This window comes from Chryseobacterium sp. OSA05B (genome assembly GCF_019970065.1).
Classification (GTDB): Bacteria; Bacteroidota; Bacteroidia; order Flavobacteriales; family Weeksellaceae; genus Chryseobacterium.
This window is the reverse complement of record NZ_JAHXYH010000008.1, coordinates 41,562-58,011: the sequence shown is the minus strand read 5'-3', so window position 1 is coordinate 58,011 and position 16,450 is coordinate 41,562. Positions and strand designations below refer to the sequence as shown.

The following is a 16,450-nucleotide window of genomic DNA, read 5'->3' as shown; positions in this document are numbered from 1 at the left end:
GGGACTGATGCAAGGGACTCCCGACGGTTGTAGCACGGGGTAACGGCCACAAACAAAAAAACTGCTTCCGGTGTGGAGCAGTTTGGGTATAATGATCTGTTTTACAGATTTATTTTCTGGACTTTAACTTCTTATTTTCCTCTTTTAAAGCTTCTATCTGTTGTTTCAATAGGACGATGTATTCCTGTTGGTTTTCTAACAGATAATTAGGAACATTACAGAATTGATTATAGTTGATACTTGAATTATCATTAAGAGTAGAATTCTCGTTGTTTTGGATCTGAGCTTTTCTTTCTTCTTTAATATCCTCTACCTTTACGTCCAAAGCATTAGCCAGCTTTTTATAACGTATGTAATTATAATCACGTCCTCATCAAGCCATAATTGTCAACAGTCTAAATTTGTATTAAGTATTAACAAATTGGCTGAATAATATTTTTCTAAAAAAAAGATTTACACTCGCCATCACTAGAAAAACGGATAATTACTTTTGGTTAAAATTTTATATATGATAAATTTAAAACAAGACGAGAAAGGTAAAATTAAGGAATCGGTAAAGTTTCAATTAGCAAATTTTGTGAGAAAAAAAGGCTTAACGAAAAAGAATAATCGAATCATAGATCCGGAGGGTTTATTAAAAAAGTTTCGACTGGCATCAGAGTTTGTATCTATATGCACATATTCGAATAATGATATAGATTTAAAAGAATATAAAGATTATTTTGAATTGGAGGTTAGTAAAGCAAGTGATGAAATTATTAATTTTTATCTCTAAAAGTATAGCCCCAATTAAGGGGCTGTTTTTTCTATATCTGACTTGTTTAAAAACAAAATAATATTCAGTTAAACTAAAATCCCTAAATTTATCCCCCAATCAAAAAACATCATGCACAACAAAATCATACAAATAAAACACATCACAGGAACCTACACCATTGATATAAAGGAGGGAAAACTGAATGAAATGCAAACTCAGCTGGACAAATGCCTGAACGATGAGCAGGGCGCCATTGTGGTGAAGGGAGAAAACGGAGATCAGTTTGTATATCCGGCGGATCTTCTGAAAAACAGCTTTATTTCCATTGTGGGTAGGGAAGAGGTGAAGGAGCTTTAAGCAAAACAAAAGTCCCAAGGGAGTTTTGAGACTACAGTTTTAGTTGTGGAACGTAATAATTGGGATCTGTTTTAAAGAAATGACTAAAAATAATTCCCCTGATTTTAAGCCTATTATTAAGTTTCGTTAAAATTTATCAGGGAAAAGTTTTGCAGAAATATAAAATCGTTATATATTTGCACCACTGAAAACAACGGTATAGCCGTGATTCAGGAGAGATGGCAGAGTGGTCGATTGCGATAGTCTTGAAAACTATTGACTGTAACAGGTCCGGGGGTTCGAATCCCTCTCTCTCCGCTGAAAAGTAAGAGTAAAACTCAAAAAATGCTTACAAAGCTTGTTAAAACCTGCAATTTTAATTAATTGCAGGTTTTTTGTTTTTTGGGCTATATAGCCATAATTTTCAAAAACACTCAAAAACAATGTGGCAACTTCGTGGCACTTTTAAAATCTCAGAATAATTGCCACAGAAATTGATGTAATCGATTGTTTATCAATAGGTAAAAGGCGTTAACGACTTGACTTAGGGACACTTTAATTCGACATTTACTAACATTTAAAAATTGTTGAATTATGCTGGAAAACAGTTATGGGTTAACCTTCTTTCTGAAGACCCCAAAAAGAAAATCTGATATGATCAGATATGTGTACTTGAGAGTTACTGTCAATGGAGTACCTAAAGAGACCTCGACTAAAAGAAAATGGGATGCCAAAAGATGGGATCAGAATACAGAAAGGGCTGTAGGGACAAAAGAGGATGCAAGAAGTCTTAATTTTTTTCTTGATTCATTGTTGACTAATGTCAGTAACTATAGAACTGAATTGATCAATGAAGGAAAGACAATTACGGCAATGCGCATTATTGACTTTGTGAAAGGTAATAATCCGTCGAAATCTAAAGTTCTTCAGGAATTTCAGGAGCATAACGATGAAGTGTTTGCATTGGTTCCTACTGAATATGCTCTTGGAACGCATACCCGTTTTGTGACTGCAAGGTCACATGTGCAGGAATTTATTCTTTTTAAATACAGCAGAGAGGACCTTGAGTTTCGCGAACTCAATTATGAATTTATCAAAGACTATGAAATGTATTTAAAAGTTGTTCGGAAATGTGCGAACAATACAACTTTGAAATATATTGCCAACTTCAAAAAGATTGTTCTTCGCGCTATTGCTAAGGAAATTATTCTTGCAGACCCATTTAAGCTTTTCAAGGGCAAAAAAACCAAAATCAAAAGGAAACCTCTGACTAAAGCTGAACTATATGCCCTTGAAAGTAAGCAGTTTTCAACAGAGAGGCTTTCTACCATACGGGATGTTTTTGTTTTTCAGTGTTATACAGGTCTTGCCTATATTGATGCCTATCAGTTAAAAAAAGAGGATATTAAGCAGGGTGACGATGGTAAACAGTGGATTATGAGCAGCCGCCAAAAATCTAAATCAGACACAGATATTCCTCTACTACCGAAAGCTTTAGAGATCATTGAAAGATATAAGTATCACCCTATCTGTATTTCAAGAGGATCAGTATTGCCAGTGAAATCTAATCAGAAAATGAATGAATACCTTAAAGAAATAGCAGAGCTTTGTAATATCCACAGTAAGCTCAACACGCATAAAGCAAGGCGTACCTTTGCCAGTACCATTACCCTTAACAATGGCGTGCCGATTAATGTCGTTAAAGAAATGCTGGGACACCATTCCGTAACGCAGACTGAGGATTATGCCATTACAGAGCAGGAGACTATAAGTCGGGAAATGCTTCAGCTCAGGGATAGATTGTCTGGACAACTTAAGGGGAAAGGAAATAATAGATTTTCGTCATTGTTGGAACAATTTGAAAATGATTTGGCAAATTTAAAACGAAGCCATCAATTAGGAGAAAATATTGATTTTAATGAGAAATTTGCGCAATTTGAAGAAAGATTAATTAAATTTAAGACTGATCTTAGCTAAAAATATTTTAGCATGCTATCGGAAAAAATAGAGCCTTCAAGGCAATAAAAATTCAACAGTACTACGATATCCAGGGTGATAATTAGGAGTGTATTTTATATAACCAAACTCCTGAATTTGTTTAAAATATTTGTGATAGGTAGGAAGAGTGTTGATATGCGAAAGTGACATCAATCTGCTTCTGCTTACCCTTATAATGTTGCGCTCATTTTGTAAATAGGCAAGCTGTACTAAAGCGAGAAGAAGAGCTATATGCCATACATTTAGTCTGGAATCACTTAATGCTATTTTTATGAAATTTAACCAATAGGCTGCATTATTTACTTTCATCTTCGAATAATTTAAGTAAATCGGTTTTATTGTAATAATATGAGCCCATTACTTTACTAAAACGTATTTTTCCTGTTATACGCAAATTCTGAAGAGTAGCGGGAGATATATTCATTATTCGCCTTATAGTTTTGCTACGTAGCCAATCAATATCAAATTCCTGTTTATCAGTTCCTTTCAGATTTATGATTTTTTGTATGTCACTGACTATTTCCAACCTTAGCTGTGTTAAGTGGTCTTTTGTTATTTGTTCCATTTTTTAATTGTGAATTTGAAACATTCCACATTGATATACTGATTCTGTCGGAGTCAGGAATAATATGGCTTTTGTTTTCTGAATTTTAGCATCAAAATTGAATGGGTAAAAAACCTTAGCAGTGTCAATTTTTATATTTTAATAGCCTTTTAAAAATAAACTCTGATACTCTTTTTTTTAAGAAAATTTTTCATCATCAATCGGTAAAAAGGCAGCTAAGGTACAGCGGCCAGCCATCTTCTATTGCCATCCAAAAGACTACGGCATAAACGGTTTGCTCCCTAAAGGTACCCTCCAATTATTCCGTTTCCTTTTGACCTTCCGCATTGTCTGCTTAGATTATCTGCTTTCTTTTTTCCGGTTTTTCTTTTGGAAAATATCTAAAGAAGCCTTATGAAGGCTTTAATATAAGGCAGGAAAAAAGGTGAGAAAATAAAGACATTAATTAAGTGCGGGAAATATCAGTCTCTGCCGTACTCAGAGCAAAAAAGATGAGATTTAATGTAGTTAATGAAATTAAATTAAGTTATTCCAGAGAAGGGAACTGTGAAAGACTAATAACGGACTCAAGAGATGCTGTAGGTGTATTTAGAGAACATTTTGACAGTGATGAGATCGATTATAGAGAATCATTTTACGCTCTCTATCTAAGTCAGGCTAATAAAGTTTTAGGAATAAAGAAAATTTCTGAAGCCGGAATTTCCTCAACTATTGTAGATGTTAGGATTATCATGCAGGCCGCTCTTTTATGTAATGCATCATGCATTATTATTGCGCATAACCATCCTTCAGGTAACTTAAAAGCTTCGACTGAAGATGTAAAAATGACTCAGCAAATAAAAGAAGCATCAAAATTTCTAAATATACAATTGCTTGATCATTTTATTCTAACCTCTACTGAATATCTTTCATTTTCAGATGAAGGACTATTGTAAGTGTTTTTAAGAATATAAAGAGAACGGCGATTAAAAATTGCCGTTCTCTTTGGAGAATTTTTGGGCGAAAAGATCAGACTTTCTCTTTGATCGGAAGCTTCTTTTTGCTGTAAAACAGAAAAAATATTGTTTTTGAATCTGGATTTCAATAATCAAAAAATAAAGAAGAATTTTGTTTTTCTTATGGGATTTATTGGTATAGATGTTAATATCTACTATGTTTTACTTCATTTTTAAGTCAGTCCCTTGAATAATCTTAGCTCTAATCAGATCTGTATTTTTAATTGTAATTTTCTGGTGACGCCCGCCATTTCTTTCAAATATTTCGATTTCAAGTACTTGACCATTCAGCAAGGTAAATTGGTCCAAAAGATAAATAGCCTTTGCCTCAATCTTATAATTCACCACATTAATCGGTTTATATGTGCGGAGTGGTATTAGAACTTTATCCTGAACAATAGTGCGTTTCAGTCTTTTTTTATCAGCTATTTTGAAATTGATAAAATCAACATTATAATTGACATTACTTCTGTTATTAACCTGAATGACAAAATAAAACTTTCCGTCATCTACATACAGAGAATTTAATAAAAACTGAATTTTAAAACTTTTTGTGCTGATATGTTTAATCGTACGCTTATTATTTTTATACAATGTTCTCAGCATGTCTTCGGTAAGCGACGATGAGCTTCCTAAGAGTTCTTCAAACAGTATGTCGGAAGAATATCCATTTTCAGTTATTCCTTGTAATTTCACAAGGTCATAATTAAGGGTCTGTGGATACGAACTGTACAATACATCAAAGGTGTAGAATTTGCCGTCCTGAGTAATCACTGAAAAGTTTGTTTCTTCATCAAAATCCCTTACTGAAGATTTTATTCGAAGAACATTTCCAATTTCATCAGCTTTGCTAGCAATTAGATAATTACTTCCTAAATCCACATAGCGGATCGGGGAAGGAAATAATAGATGTGTCGTTTTATTGTATGTAACTTCCATTTTATAAGGCTCCAATCTCCCATGATCAAGGGAACTTAAACCTGTTGATTCCTGAGCATTTATCTTATATAAACAAAATATAATCAAGACTGACACCAGCCATTTATTTAGTATAAATTTCATTTTTTTTAAAATTATTGATTAATTATTCTTTGAAACTAAAAAGACCTGATGCCCTGCTTTGATGGTAACTTTTGGTAATTTTACTTTTTTCTGAAAATAGCCCGATATACCCTGAACAATTCCCCGTGTAAGATCAGCGGCGACCTGTTGTCCTGCAGATTGGGTCATCATAATATTTGTTCCTGAGTTTTGGCCCATATTACTTACGATATCAGTCATGGCACTTTGTTCAGGAGAGTAGGGAATATACAGTCCTAACTGTCCATCATTATCATGAACGTTGATTTCAACAGGTTGGATAGATCCATTATATTCTATGATAGATATTTTCAGTTGTAATCTTCCACCCTGAAATTTTCCCATAGCTTTTAAAAGTGTTCCCGGGGGAATTTTAACTTTCCCAATGATTATGGGTTCTAACAGTCTTAAAGAGAGTGTGCTTTCAGCAGTCATCAATTTTGTTTCATGAACTACCGCTTGGATACTATTGCTATTTTCAAAATCGGTTGAATGTTCATTTTGAATTCCTGTAAATCTGTTCTGATGAAGTCTTTCTAAAAATAAACTGTCAGAAGGTTCACGATATAAAATGGAAACAATACTGCCTCTAACTTGCTTTACGGATGTAATATCTCCTTTGTGATGATCATGAACTTCTTCGGAGGTTTCTTTCACTCCAGCTTTTTCTTGCTGTGTAGGTATCGGAAGATATTTTGCGGCCATCTTATATGATTTTTCCATCAGTTCAAGCTGGTCGTTGATTCCAAGACTCTTCGGTAACAAATCTTTTTGAGCTGCTTCACTTTTAAGTCTGCTGATCTCCCGTTTCAGATTATCAACTTCCTGTTGATTCCGACCATAAAAGGAACTAAGTGCCTGCTGTGTGTTTTGATAGCTGTTGATTGCATTCTGAGTTGCTGCACCAATATTTTTAGAAGGGGCATTTGAATTCAAATTGAATGCTTTATCGTTCAAATTATTCGACGAACTTGAATCGTTCCAATAATCAGATAGGGTGGTCAAGGCTTTCTTTTTTTCTTCATTTTTCTGCTCCAACAACTGTTGTTCATAAGCTTTCTGTTTGTCGGACTGAAGTTGATCACCAGCTGCCTGGGGAACGACTGAATTAAAACCTGCATTATTAGTAATGGCCTGATCTTTATTTGGTTTAAAGATCAGATATAAACACCCGGCACAAACAATTGCCATTAAAAGAAAGATGAGAGGTTTTTTTAATTTTTCCCATTGTCGCTTTCTGGTATCTTCAAATTCTTCTTTACTTGGAGATCGGGAAGATCCTTCCGTGATTCTTATTTTACTCTTGATTGAATCTTTCATTGTAATGTTTTTTGGTGCGAATTGATTCCGGGATTTTTTTTGCGATCAGGCTCTGAGGGAACACTTTTAATAGATGTTCCGGGAAGAATCTTTGGAGTATTTGCCAATTTTGACCTAATCTGTAGAAATGCAAACACACTTAACAGTAGATAGGTGGCGAAAAATATCTTTGTAAACATTCGCTGTCTATCATCAGAGAAGGCTTTCCACTTTTGCTCTATCTGATCAATATAACTGTCTATGGCTTTTCTTAACTTTTTCATGATATTCGGTTTTATCGGTCAACAGTTTCAATATCCTTGTTCTCAACGACATTAAATTTTTCTATGGTAAATCCCTGGGGATTGCTGTCAGATCTTACTGAGTTGACCAGTGAACAGTGGGTAATCAGACTGCGTATGGTCAGATTGCTTGAACGTATAATGAACTGCCTGGCAAAGGTCTTCACCTCATAAGGGTAGTTGCTGAAACTGGCAATCACACTATCGACTTCAATTCTTTGCTGAATATTTCCGGAAATAATCCTGTTATAGTATCCTTTTTCCGAAAGGTCTTTATAGTAGTCAAATGCCGACTGATCAGCCAGATTAAAAGCTCTTTTGACATTGCTTTCAATTGCATTTTTATCAGGAGCAATAGTAAAGAAAAGTTCGTGAAAACGTCTGACATGCTCCCTTGCTTCTACAGGACGGTTGATCGACATATCCTGAGATAATGCTACCATGAGAGATTTTCCATTATCCAAAACATAGATCTTTTTTCTTTGCTCCTGAGCGAAGCTATAGGATTGATAGACAACCAGTCCTACAACACCAAAGCATAACAGGGCAAAAACAAAAGTAAATAGCCTGATCTGCTTAAAACTGTTTTCAATATTTCTTAAGGTTTTAAATTCCATGAGGATTTGATTTTAATTATTTAAGCAGTTTCCCGGATATATTACCTGTTGCTGCTCCTGCCGCTGCTCCTGCAATATTTCCGGATTTCTGAGCGGTCTGGTTGACATTGCGTATAAAGTTTCCTGCTCCTCCTGCCTGAATAACCCAGCTTGTGACCGTTGGAACGGTAAAATATCCGATGATTCCAATAATCATATAAATGATATATACGGTGTTGGAAGTATCAGGAATGAAATCAGGATCAGAAAGCATTTCAATATCTCTTTCCAGAATAAGAGACTGAATCTTCGCCAGTATAGCACTGAACATATCCGCAACGGGAAGCCATAGATAAACGCTGATATAACGGGTCAGCCACTGGGTGAGTGTCGTTTGAAAGCCGTCCCATACAGAAATGGCGAAAGCTATAGGTCCGAGTATAGATAGTACAATGAGAAAGAATGTTCTTATGGTATCAATCACGAGCGCTGCTGCCTGAAAAAGAATCTCCAAAAACTCACGAAAGCCATCACGTATATCTTTTTTGATAGCAAACATTTCTCGCTCCATATACATTCCCGACATCGTAACCAGATCGGAAGGTGACCAGCCAAGCTCTTCCAGTTTTTTGTCAAATTCTTCGTCAGAGATCAAATAGGCCATCTCTGGATTTCTGAGCATAGCCTCTCTTTCCAGTACATCTTTTTTTTGCTGCAGTTCATTGAGATCCAAAACCTGACCTTCAAGCATGGAATGGCTTCCCTGTACAAGAGGACTAAGGACTCCATTGATACTTCCCAGCACAATCGTTGAAAAAAACATAATGCAGATTCCAACAGCAAAAGGCCGTAACATCGGAAACAGGTCAATGGGTTCAGCACGGCTTAGTGCCTGCCATACCTTAAGAGAAACATAAAATAATGCTCCCAGTCCCGCAACACCCTTTGCCACTGCTGCCATATCAACACATAAAGGCAGCATCTCCTCATACACCGAACGGAGTACCTCGTGTAAGTTAGTGGCTTCCATACTACCAGTATTTTTGATTAGAGGTTCCGTAAAGGTCCAAAACCCTTTTGGTATTGTTCTGTTTCTTTGCTCTTAAGTAGCTAATAGAAATGTTTTTGTTGGTATAGTATCTTACCAGATTATGATAATTTTTGACCTCTTTATACACCTTGTCAATCACATCCATACGTTCTTTATCATTGAGTGAAAGTTGGGTAGAGGTTACGATTTGCTTGAGCTCTTTAAGAAGCTCGGTGCTCTCTGTTAGTAGGGTAGAGTATCCATTGGCAATGGCTGTCAGTTCCTGCGCATTGAAGTTGGGATCATTAAGCATCTTTCCGAAATTCTTCACATACATTTCTGAAACATCACCAACGAGCAAAACCGTCTGCTGAACTTTCCGGGCGTCTTTAACCAGATTATTAACTGCTTTCAGCTTGTCATAGTATTCTTTACCCTGTTCATAGACTTTTTTAACTTCATTAAAGTTCTTCACCACGTTACTTACCGTATTTGAGGTCTGCACAATTTCATTGGCTGAATTAAGGATTCCGGAGGCAAGATTGGCGGGATCTGTGACCACAAATTGTGCTTTGATTAATGCTGTTGTTGCAAGAAATGCTACTATTAGTGTTTTAATGATTGGATTTTTCATTGTCGTAAATTTTTAAATGGTTTAATTTTCTTTGTTCGCTTTAATCTTTTTAAGAGAGAGCCTCTTAATAGCCTGTTCAACATTTCCGTCGAGTTCCGAGGCCAGGTTCATGACTTCCATTTTTTCAGTTTCTTCAGTTGTATAGGCGAGATATTCTTCATTGGAAACCTCCGTAGCATACACCGCTGAATGAGTTCCTCCCAGTCCAATCCATACCTCTTTATAAAGCCTCTTCGGATCATTGTTCATATTGATCGACAGCACCTGAGATTTTTCTTTATCAGTAAGACCAAGCATGGCCTGAATATCATCGAACTTATTCATGTACTTACGCTGATCCAACAAAATCTTACAGTCAGAATTATTGATAATGCTATCCTTGACAATTGGTGATTGGATGATGTCATCGACTTCCTGAGTTACCACAATGGCTTCTCCAAAGAATTTTCGTACGGTTTTAAACAGGTATTTAATGTATTCAGCCATGCCTTCCTTAGCAATGGCCTTCCAGGCTTCCTCAATCAAAATGAGCTTCCTGATCCCTTTCAGTCTCCGCATTTTGTTGATGAAAACTTCCATGATAATGATCGTTACTATAGGAAACAGGATCTTATGATCTTTGATGGCATCTATCTCAAAAACGATAAAACGCTTGGATAAAAGGTCAAGCTGTTTATCTGAGTTGAGTAAATAGTCATATTCTCCTCCCTTGTAATAAGGTTCCAGTACATTGAGGAAATTAGCAATGTCGAAGTCTTTTTCTCTAACCTGTTTTTCGTTGAGTATCTTTCGGTAGTCATCTTTCACATATTCATAAAATCCATTGAAAGAAGGGTAGGTGTTACTTAACTTAATTCTTTCTATATAACCGCTGACTGCATTAGACAAGGCAACTTCTTCAGAACGGGCAGGAGGTTCATCATCTCTTTTCCAAAGGGTAAGGATTAATGTTTTAATGCTTTCCCTTTTCTCGATATCAAATACCCCATCATCCGTATAAAATGGATTAAAAGCAATGGGATGATCTTCAGTGTAGGTGAAGTAAACACCATCTTCGCCTTTAGTCTTTCCTTTGATCAGCTCACATAAGCCCTGATAGGAATTTCCGGTATCTATCAGAAGAACATGTGCTCCCTGTTCATAATACTGACGTACCATATGGTTGGTGAAAAATGATTTTCCGCTTCCTGATGGTCCCAGTATAAATTTGTTACGGTTGGTAATAATCCCCTGCTTCATCGGAAGATCTGAAATGTCCAAATGAATGGGTTTTCCTGTCAGTCGGTCTGCCATCTTAATGCCAAATGGGGATGGCGAATTTTGGTAGTTGGTTTCTTCGGTGAAAAAGCACAGCGCAGGTTCGATGAATGTGTAAAAGCTTTCTTCACTTGGAAAATCTCCCGCATTACCGGGAATTCCCGCCCAATATAAAGTGGCAGCGTCGGTGGTATTATGGCGAGGCTTGCATTCCATCAGTGCTAGGGCGCTTCCAGTATCATTCTTAAGCTGTTTGAGCTCAGTTGGATCATCAGACCATGACATTACATTGAAATGGGCCCGAATAGACTGCAGTCCGAATGAATGGGCTTCATTGAGATATTTCTCGATCCATTCTTTGTTGATCTGGTTGGCTCTGCTGTACCTTGCTAGTGAATGCATATTGCGGGCAGACTTTTCAAATTTACTGAGATTTTCATCGCTGTCATCAATAAACAGATATTGATTGTACATATGATTACAGCTCAATAAGAGACCAACAGGAGAAGCAAATGATAAGAGACAGTCACTTCTGTCTGTACTTAGCTTTTCATACCGGGTATGTGAAGACACTGTTCCCGGGAGGTCATCAGTATCAGATAATGTATGAATGCTGATACGGTTGTTTCCAATTCGCATTTCCTCGGCACCAAGTTGAAGATCCTGAAGTGAGGCTCCCGATTCTCTTGATAAGGTTAGGTATTGTTCCAGTAAACCCGATTGATGCTGAGTTCCTGTGATTTCATCTGCGGTCATTTTTTCCAGGTGGATATATCCGCTGTCATTGATGATTCTTTCAAACTGATCGACTGCCTCCATAAACCGGGTAATCGTTTCTTTATCCCTTATATCCCTTGGGATGAGAATACCTTTGCAAAGCGATGAAAAATTGCTTTGCATTTTCATTCTTTCCTTACTGGTTTGGGTAATAAACAGATAACAGTAGTGATTTAGAAAAGCTCTCTCATTGAAGTGTCTTTCAAAAGATTTTGAAAGAAAACTCTGGTCTTCTGCTGACAGATCAGGAGCATAATTTTCTTTGATGAACCAGTCCTGTTTGTGAACTATCGTGTAGTCAGGGAGTGTCTTGATAGCTTTAAACCAAGAAGAATGTATGGCATCATATTCTGATGAGGCTACGGTAAAGAGTTCCGGTAATCTAACTTTAAAACAAACTGTAACATCAGCATCTTTTGAAATAATACAGTGATCTTCAACGGCGAGTAAAGGGAATTTACTCTCCAGTGTTGTTGCTTTGGAAGTGTTTCTCATACGGACTGTCTTTTAGGGATTATTTTGATATACCTCAATACATTCTTACGGCTGATGATGTATCGTGGATGCTTCTTTTTAGCACCCAGCTTCATGAGTCCGTGTTCTCCATATTTTCTGTTCATTGAGAATGTCTGCCAAATCAAAAGACCGCCTAATGATCCTGCTGTAAAGAGGCAGATGTAGTGAGTGACTCCTGCCATATACATAATCATTACCAGTACAAGTAGTGCTAACAATCCTCCTGCAAAAATGAACAGGTACTGAGCTTTGAGTCCTTTGAACTCAACGGTTCTTCCGATTCCTTTATTAATGTGATAGGTATTCATAATCAATACGTTTAAAGGAAGAATGAGCGAAGAATTGTTGCCGCTACAATCAGAAAAATACAGGCGCCAAACCAGCTGGCAGCAGTCTTTGAGGTATCCGGATCGCCACTGCTGAATTTATTATACACTTTAACTCCTCCAATGAGGCCAACTACAGCGCCGATAGCATAGATGAGTTTTGTGGCGGGGTCAAAATAAGAGGTGACCATTTGGGTAGCTTCAGTGATTCCGGCAGTGCCGTTTCCCTGAGCTGATAAATGGATGGTTATCAGCAAAGACAATACTGAAATCAGAAGCTTTTTTCTTTGTTTTTTCATAATGTAAACAGATTAAATTGTTAGCATTACTCACAGTCTGCGAGCTTTGGAGACAAAGATGATTTTTAGGATGAAATGGAATTATAGTCTGTCTTTAAGAGAGTTTGTTTGGCAATAGGTGGAAGTTTATGAAGCTGGAAATTTTTAGTGTATATATTATTTTTACATGAAAATCTCTGCTAAGAGAATTTAAATAAAATAATAATGATGATGAACACTGAGCGGCTTGACTTAAGACCTTTTATCATTGAACTTAAATATTCAGATACTGAAGGAGCATATATTAATGATAGTAATGACGTAATTTGTTTTGACCCAAATACAAATACAACGACATCTACAATCTCATCTCTTTTAGTTCGTAAGAAAAAATTGCTAGACGCATTAGAAAAAAATGATCTGGACATAATTTGGGCATCTCTTGGGGAGAAATTACGGTAGGAGGTGATTTGGAAGTTGGATTGGTAGATTAATATTTATGATATTCTTCATCTTAATAACGACAATATTTACAACAACATTCATTCTTTAAAGAAGAAAAATAAATGTGGTCAATAAAGATCACTTCTGTAAATATTAGTTTGTATTGTCAATTAAAAATATTTCAAAAAAAAACCTAGCCGAAGCTAGGTAAAAACTAATAACCATGAAAACTCAAATTAAACATGAGAATCGCTTCTTTTTGAAGCAATAAAGGTGCCTAAAAAGTCTAAAAAAATTATAATTATAGTTATAGAATGTTAAAAATAGTTTTAAACATTAGTAATCAGGTAAAATCACCAATATCAAATCCATCAAGATTGTTATTTTGTAAAAAAGAGGAATTAGAATTATTTTTTGAAGAAAGGCTCCCATCCAATAGCTCAGCTATTTGACGGGAGGCACTTTCTATAGAACTATCCAGTAGATCGAATAATTCGGTTCCATTTATTTTCTGAACAATGGCTGCCGCTGTTTCCTTTTGAGATGGCTCCAAATGTTCTCTTTGCAGCATCGTCTCCACGGAGCTTAGTTCTTCAAAGGTAACCCCTTGGGCAAAACCGTTATCCTTACCGGATATTCTATATTTTTTCCATTCTTCTTCCTCCTCATTATAATCTGGTTTAGTACTTAAAATCGGGTCCTGTTCTTTATGTGCAAGCTGAATTCTGATACTTTCATGAATGTCATATTCTATGTCTAAATTATCAGGATTTATTTTTGGTTCGTGAATTTGGCATTTTGAGGAAACCTCTTGCTTATGTTGTCTTACTTTAGTTTTGGGTTTTCCTATAATGGCCGGAAATTCCGTATTATTTTTGCTTGATATGTGAGTTTTATCCGGTCTTGTGTTTACTGCCACCTTATCCTGCACGAGCAGGACTATAATGATCAGCAGGCAAGTGATGATAAGTATTTCCATTGTTTATAAAATTGGTTTGAAACGCTGATTGAAATAATGGGTAATATCATCCCCAAACTCTCTGAAATGATACTCCAGAATATTGTCTATATAAGAGTAAAGGGTTGTTTTTTCATCTCTTGTTAATTGAACAAGCCTAAGCAGCCTTTCGTGATATTCGGGACGTATATACACTACTTTGCCGTTACGCCCTGATGGAAATCTGTTAATTAGAAATGTTTGCTCATAATCTGCTTTTTTTGATGAATTGCTTCTGATCTTTTCTTTAGTTTTTTTGTCTTTCAGAAGATCTTGTTGGGTCTGAGAAAAAGCAGAATTAGACTCTTCACCACTGATAATATTCATCAAATATTCCTCATCTACATGGGGTTTCTCAAAATTGTTGTCTTTGTTGTCCTTAGCCATATTCAGATATTTTTAAAGATGAACAATACTTAAAAATTCCTCGACGAATTTGTCCATTCGCGTTGCTTTCATAAGATGAGGTTCAGCAGGCAGCAAACTAGATCTGAATATATAATTACCGCTGTCATCGGATTCTTTTCTGAAACGCTTACTGTCCATAATCCTTGTTTTCATAATAGGGATTTGAAGCTTATCCATGACATTTTCATAGTCATTATACAGGCCTGTTTTTTCTCTTCCATCCACCTGATTCCAAAATAACCACAGCGCTTGAGGGTGACTATTACCGCCGTTTTGCGGAAGTCCGAGAAAAGCCTTGGTGAATCCTAATGTGCTTTCTACTACAAGTCGGTCGGCGGTGATGGGCGAAAATATAAAGTCCATCGCTTTTAATGTGGTCAGAACACCTTTTGTATTGGCTGTTCCTGGAAGATCAAAAAATACAACCTCAGGGATAACTTTAGATTGTTGTATGTATTGCTGGGCTTGTTCCAATGCATTTTCAGCTTTGCATTTGATAATAGCGTAAGCTTTCTTTTTAATAGACTGGAACTGCTTCATCGCTGCTTTCTTATGATAGTCATTTTCCATGATGGTCTTTTTATCACGTTCTCTCATATTGCTTACACTGTGCTGGGGAAAATCACAGTCCATAACAAGGACATTAAACCCTAAACGGTAATGAATAATACTGGCAAGCAAGGTGGTTATGGTAGATTTTCCTACACCGCCTTTTTGAGTAGAAAAGCTGATTTTTAAAGTTATCTTTATTGTTTCCATTATTTAAAAATTTATAATTGTCTTGTTTTTATGTTGCAGAGCAGTAGAGGGGTATGTGTTTAAATTGTTCTCCCTTTATGTATTTCCGTGAATATTTGGGGTGGGTTATTTTCAAATAGATGTGCTTTTCTGTTTGCTGGGCCAGCAGTATTCTCTGGAAAGAAGCAGGTCTGGCAAGAGGTAAAATGCTTTACTGCTTTTATGCTTTTAAACCTGTATGTTTTTATGACAAACTTCCCGTATACATTTCCATTTTATTTTCTTACTCGAATACCCTTTTTATATCCTGTAATACAACTTTTGGGTAAAGAAAGATATTGATAGATAAGAGGGATGATCTCTGGTAGATCTTGACATTGAGTGGAAGTGTTTGACCCTGTTTTAAATAGCAATGATTTGTGATATAGAACTTTACTTTGTAGCTGAGTTGGCGTGGAGGTGTACAAATGTTATGTGGGAAAGATAGAGGGAAAGATACATTGAAGTGAAAAGCTTAGTGCTTTTCCTATTATATACAATCATATAATAAGAGGGATTATAGTGTTCACCAGAACACGGCAAGTTGTGTTTTGAGGCACTCAAAACAACTTGCCCCACAGGGAGCTTAAAAAACACACTCCGAAGTCGAGGTTTTATTGAGTAATTAAAAATTGATGTCTAATGGATGATAAAAAAAGTAATTACAGAAACAAAGGGGGTAGGAAGCCCAAAACCAATCCAAGTATTCACCGTCATGTATTTAGATTGAATAAGGAGGAAAATGATAAGTTAATGTCGCTTTTTGAAGCATCGGGAATGGTGAACAAAGCCAAATTTATTATCTCTTTATTATTTTCCAGGGAGATAAAGACTATTATAATTGATAAAGGATCTGTAGATTTTTACATGAGGTTAACCTCTTTTTACAGTCAGTTTCGTGCAATTGGAGTGAATTATAACCAGTTGGTTAAGTTGTTATACACTCATTTTTCGGAGAAGAACGCCGCTGTATTTCTTTATAAATTGGAAAAGCAAACTGCTGAAATGGCCGTGTTATGTCAGAAGATTATTAAGATAACTGAAGAGTTTAATAGAAATCATTTGAAAAAATAAGGAG

20 protein-coding genes and 1 tRNA gene are annotated in these 16,450 nt (G+C 36.1%); 6 read left to right on the top strand and 15 right to left on the bottom strand.

All coding sequences use genetic code 11. The features are described 5' to 3' along the window. Positions 1 to 109: 109 nt before the first annotated feature. Positions 110 to 325, bottom strand: coding sequence for a hypothetical protein (locus LC419_RS22025; protein ID WP_223609369.1), 216 nt, complete (start codon positions 323 to 325; stop codon positions 110 to 112). Positions 326 to 508: 183 nt separating this feature from the next. Here LC419_RS22025 and LC419_RS22020 point away from each other — a divergent pair, with 183 nt between their 5' ends. The 4 genes from LC419_RS22020 (at position 509) to LC419_RS22005 (ending at position 3,070) form a co-directional block, all read left to right on the top strand. After that, positions 509 to 775, top strand: coding sequence for a hypothetical protein (locus tag LC419_RS22020; RefSeq protein WP_223609368.1), 267 nt, complete (start codon positions 509 to 511; stop codon positions 773 to 775). A gap of 111 nt (positions 776 to 886) precedes the next feature. After that, the gene (locus LC419_RS22015; RefSeq protein WP_223609367.1) at positions 887 to 1,114 is read left to right on the top strand and encodes a glyceraldehyde-3-phosphate dehydrogenase; all 228 of its coding nucleotides are present in this window, start codon (positions 887 to 889) and stop codon (positions 1,112 to 1,114) included. Positions 1,115 to 1,326: 212 nt separating this feature from the next. Further along, positions 1,327 to 1,411, top strand: a tRNA-Ser gene (locus tag LC419_RS22010). Between the two features lie 276 nt (positions 1,412 to 1,687). Then, positions 1,688 to 3,070, top strand: a complete 1,383-nt coding sequence (locus LC419_RS22005; RefSeq protein ID WP_223609366.1) for a site-specific integrase — start codon at positions 1,688 to 1,690, stop codon at positions 3,068 to 3,070. Positions 3,071 to 3,106: 36 nt separating this feature from the next. Here LC419_RS22005 and LC419_RS22000 read toward each other — a convergent pair whose 3' ends face one another. Continuing rightward, on the bottom strand, positions 3,107 to 3,400 hold the full coding sequence (locus LC419_RS22000; protein WP_223609365.1) for a hypothetical protein: 294 nt from the start codon (positions 3,398 to 3,400) through the stop codon (positions 3,107 to 3,109). Next, complete coding sequence (locus LC419_RS21995; RefSeq protein ID WP_223609364.1) at positions 3,387 to 3,656, bottom strand: helix-turn-helix domain-containing protein; 270 nt, start codon at positions 3,654 to 3,656, stop codon at positions 3,387 to 3,389. The genes LC419_RS22000 and LC419_RS21995 overlap by 14 nt, the downstream gene beginning before the upstream one ends. Positions 3,657 to 4,147: 491 nt before the next feature. Between LC419_RS21995 and LC419_RS21990 the strand changes: the two genes are divergently transcribed. Beyond that, positions 4,148 to 4,591 carry a JAB domain-containing protein gene (locus LC419_RS21990; RefSeq protein WP_223609363.1) on the top strand — a complete coding sequence of 148 codons (444 nt, stop codon included), beginning with the start codon at positions 4,148 to 4,150 and terminating at the stop codon, positions 4,589 to 4,591. A gap of 222 nt (positions 4,592 to 4,813) precedes the next feature. Here LC419_RS21990 and traN read toward each other — a convergent pair whose 3' ends face one another. From traN to LC419_RS21930, 12 genes are all read right to left on the bottom strand, one after another. Next, the gene (traN, locus tag LC419_RS21985; RefSeq protein ID WP_223609362.1) at positions 4,814 to 5,713 is read right to left on the bottom strand and encodes a conjugative transposon protein TraN; all 900 of its coding nucleotides are present in this window, start codon (positions 5,711 to 5,713) and stop codon (positions 4,814 to 4,816) included. Between the two features lie 18 nt (positions 5,714 to 5,731). Beyond that, positions 5,732 to 7,051 carry a conjugative transposon protein TraM gene (traM, locus tag LC419_RS21980; RefSeq protein ID WP_223609361.1) on the bottom strand — a complete coding sequence of 440 codons (1,320 nt, stop codon included), beginning with the start codon at positions 7,049 to 7,051 and terminating at the stop codon, positions 5,732 to 5,734. Then, positions 7,048 to 7,314, bottom strand: coding sequence for a hypothetical protein (locus LC419_RS21975; RefSeq protein WP_223609360.1), 267 nt, complete (start codon positions 7,312 to 7,314; stop codon positions 7,048 to 7,050). Before LC419_RS21975 ends, traM begins: the two co-directional genes overlap by 4 nt. Before the next feature lie 11 nt (positions 7,315 to 7,325). Then, positions 7,326 to 7,949 carry a conjugative transposon protein TraK gene (gene traK, locus LC419_RS21970; protein ID WP_223609359.1) on the bottom strand — a complete coding sequence of 208 codons (624 nt, stop codon included), beginning with the start codon at positions 7,947 to 7,949 and terminating at the stop codon, positions 7,326 to 7,328. Positions 7,950 to 7,965: 16 nt separating this feature from the next. Further along, the gene (gene traJ, locus LC419_RS21965; protein WP_223609358.1) at positions 7,966 to 8,958 is read right to left on the bottom strand and encodes a conjugative transposon protein TraJ; all 993 of its coding nucleotides are present in this window, start codon (positions 8,956 to 8,958) and stop codon (positions 7,966 to 7,968) included. A 1-nt stretch (position 8,959) separates the two neighbouring features. Continuing rightward, positions 8,960 to 9,592, bottom strand: a complete 633-nt coding sequence (locus tag LC419_RS21960; RefSeq protein ID WP_223609357.1) for a DUF4141 domain-containing protein — start codon at positions 9,590 to 9,592, stop codon at positions 8,960 to 8,962. 21 nt (positions 9,593 to 9,613) lie between these two features. Further along, the gene (locus tag LC419_RS21955; RefSeq protein WP_223609356.1) at positions 9,614 to 12,121 is read right to left on the bottom strand and encodes a TraG family conjugative transposon ATPase; all 2,508 of its coding nucleotides are present in this window, start codon (positions 12,119 to 12,121) and stop codon (positions 9,614 to 9,616) included. Continuing rightward, a complete protein-coding gene (locus LC419_RS21950; protein ID WP_223609355.1) occupies positions 12,118 to 12,450 on the bottom strand; it encodes a DUF4133 domain-containing protein in 333 nt (110 codons plus the stop codon). Before LC419_RS21950 ends, LC419_RS21955 begins: the two co-directional genes overlap by 4 nt. A gap of 11 nt (positions 12,451 to 12,461) precedes the next feature. Further along, a complete protein-coding gene (locus LC419_RS21945; protein ID WP_223609354.1) occupies positions 12,462 to 12,767 on the bottom strand; it encodes a DUF4134 domain-containing protein in 306 nt (101 codons plus the stop codon). 766 nt (positions 12,768 to 13,533) lie between these two features. Continuing rightward, entirely contained in the window at positions 13,534 to 14,169 is a 636-nt protein-coding gene (locus LC419_RS21940) for a conjugal transfer protein TraD (RefSeq protein ID WP_223609353.1), read from the bottom strand. Positions 14,170 to 14,172: 3 nt separating this feature from the next. Beyond that, the gene (locus tag LC419_RS21935; protein ID WP_223609352.1) at positions 14,173 to 14,574 is read right to left on the bottom strand and encodes a DUF3408 domain-containing protein; all 402 of its coding nucleotides are present in this window, start codon (positions 14,572 to 14,574) and stop codon (positions 14,173 to 14,175) included. Between the two features lie 12 nt (positions 14,575 to 14,586). Next, the gene (locus LC419_RS21930; protein ID WP_223609351.1) at positions 14,587 to 15,354 is read right to left on the bottom strand and encodes a ParA family protein; all 768 of its coding nucleotides are present in this window, start codon (positions 15,352 to 15,354) and stop codon (positions 14,587 to 14,589) included. Between the two features lie 660 nt (positions 15,355 to 16,014). On the opposite strand from LC419_RS21930, the gene mobA reads away from it, so the two are divergent. Next, complete coding sequence (mobA, locus tag LC419_RS21925) at positions 16,015 to 16,446, top strand: conjugal transfer protein MobA (protein ID WP_223609350.1); 432 nt, start codon at positions 16,015 to 16,017, stop codon at positions 16,444 to 16,446. Positions 16,447 to 16,450: the final 4 nt, after the last annotated feature.

Coding starts and splice junctions, on each gene's coding strand:
- traK (WP_223609359.1), bottom strand. CDS start 7,949: ATGGAATTTAAAACCTTAAGAAATATTGAAAACAGTTTTAAGCAGATC.
- traJ (WP_223609358.1), bottom strand. CDS start 8,958: ATGGAAGCCACTAACTTACACGAGGTACTCCGTTCGGTGTATGAGGAG.
- LC419_RS21945 (WP_223609354.1), bottom strand. CDS start 12,767: ATGAAAAAACAAAGAAAAAAGCTTCTGATTTCAGTATTGTCTTTGCTG.
- LC419_RS21975 (WP_223609360.1), bottom strand. CDS start 7,314: ATGAAAAAGTTAAGAAAAGCCATAGACAGTTATATTGATCAGATAGAG.
- LC419_RS21930 (WP_223609351.1), bottom strand. CDS start 15,354: ATGGAAACAATAAAGATAACTTTAAAAATCAGCTTTTCTACTCAAAAA.
- LC419_RS21990 (WP_223609363.1), top strand. CDS start 4,148: ATGAGATTTAATGTAGTTAATGAAATTAAATTAAGTTATTCCAGAGAA.
- LC419_RS22015 (WP_223609367.1), top strand. CDS start 887: ATGCACAACAAAATCATACAAATAAAACACATCACAGGAACCTACACC.
- LC419_RS22000 (WP_223609365.1), bottom strand. CDS start 3,400: ATGAAAGTAAATAATGCAGCCTATTGGTTAAATTTCATAAAAATAGCA.
- traN (WP_223609362.1), bottom strand. CDS start 5,713: ATGAAATTTATACTAAATAAATGGCTGGTGTCAGTCTTGATTATATTT.
- LC419_RS21950 (WP_223609355.1), bottom strand. CDS start 12,450: ATGAATACCTATCACATTAATAAAGGAATCGGAAGAACCGTTGAGTTC.
- LC419_RS21955 (WP_223609356.1), bottom strand. CDS start 12,121: ATGAGAAACACTTCCAAAGCAACAACACTGGAGAGTAAATTCCCTTTA.
- LC419_RS22005 (WP_223609366.1), top strand. CDS start 1,688: ATGCTGGAAAACAGTTATGGGTTAACCTTCTTTCTGAAGACCCCAAAA.
- LC419_RS21960 (WP_223609357.1), bottom strand. CDS start 9,592: ATGAAAAATCCAATCATTAAAACACTAATAGTAGCATTTCTTGCAACA.
- mobA (WP_223609350.1), top strand. CDS start 16,015: ATGGATGATAAAAAAAGTAATTACAGAAACAAAGGGGGTAGGAAGCCC.
- LC419_RS22020 (WP_223609368.1), top strand. CDS start 509: ATGATAAATTTAAAACAAGACGAGAAAGGTAAAATTAAGGAATCGGTA.
- LC419_RS21935 (WP_223609352.1), bottom strand. CDS start 14,574: ATGGCTAAGGACAACAAAGACAACAATTTTGAGAAACCCCATGTAGAT.
- LC419_RS21940 (WP_223609353.1), bottom strand. CDS start 14,169: ATGGAAATACTTATCATCACTTGCCTGCTGATCATTATAGTCCTGCTC.
- traM (WP_223609361.1), bottom strand. CDS start 7,051: ATGAAAGATTCAATCAAGAGTAAAATAAGAATCACGGAAGGATCTTCC.
- LC419_RS21995 (WP_223609364.1), bottom strand. CDS start 3,656: ATGGAACAAATAACAAAAGACCACTTAACACAGCTAAGGTTGGAAATA.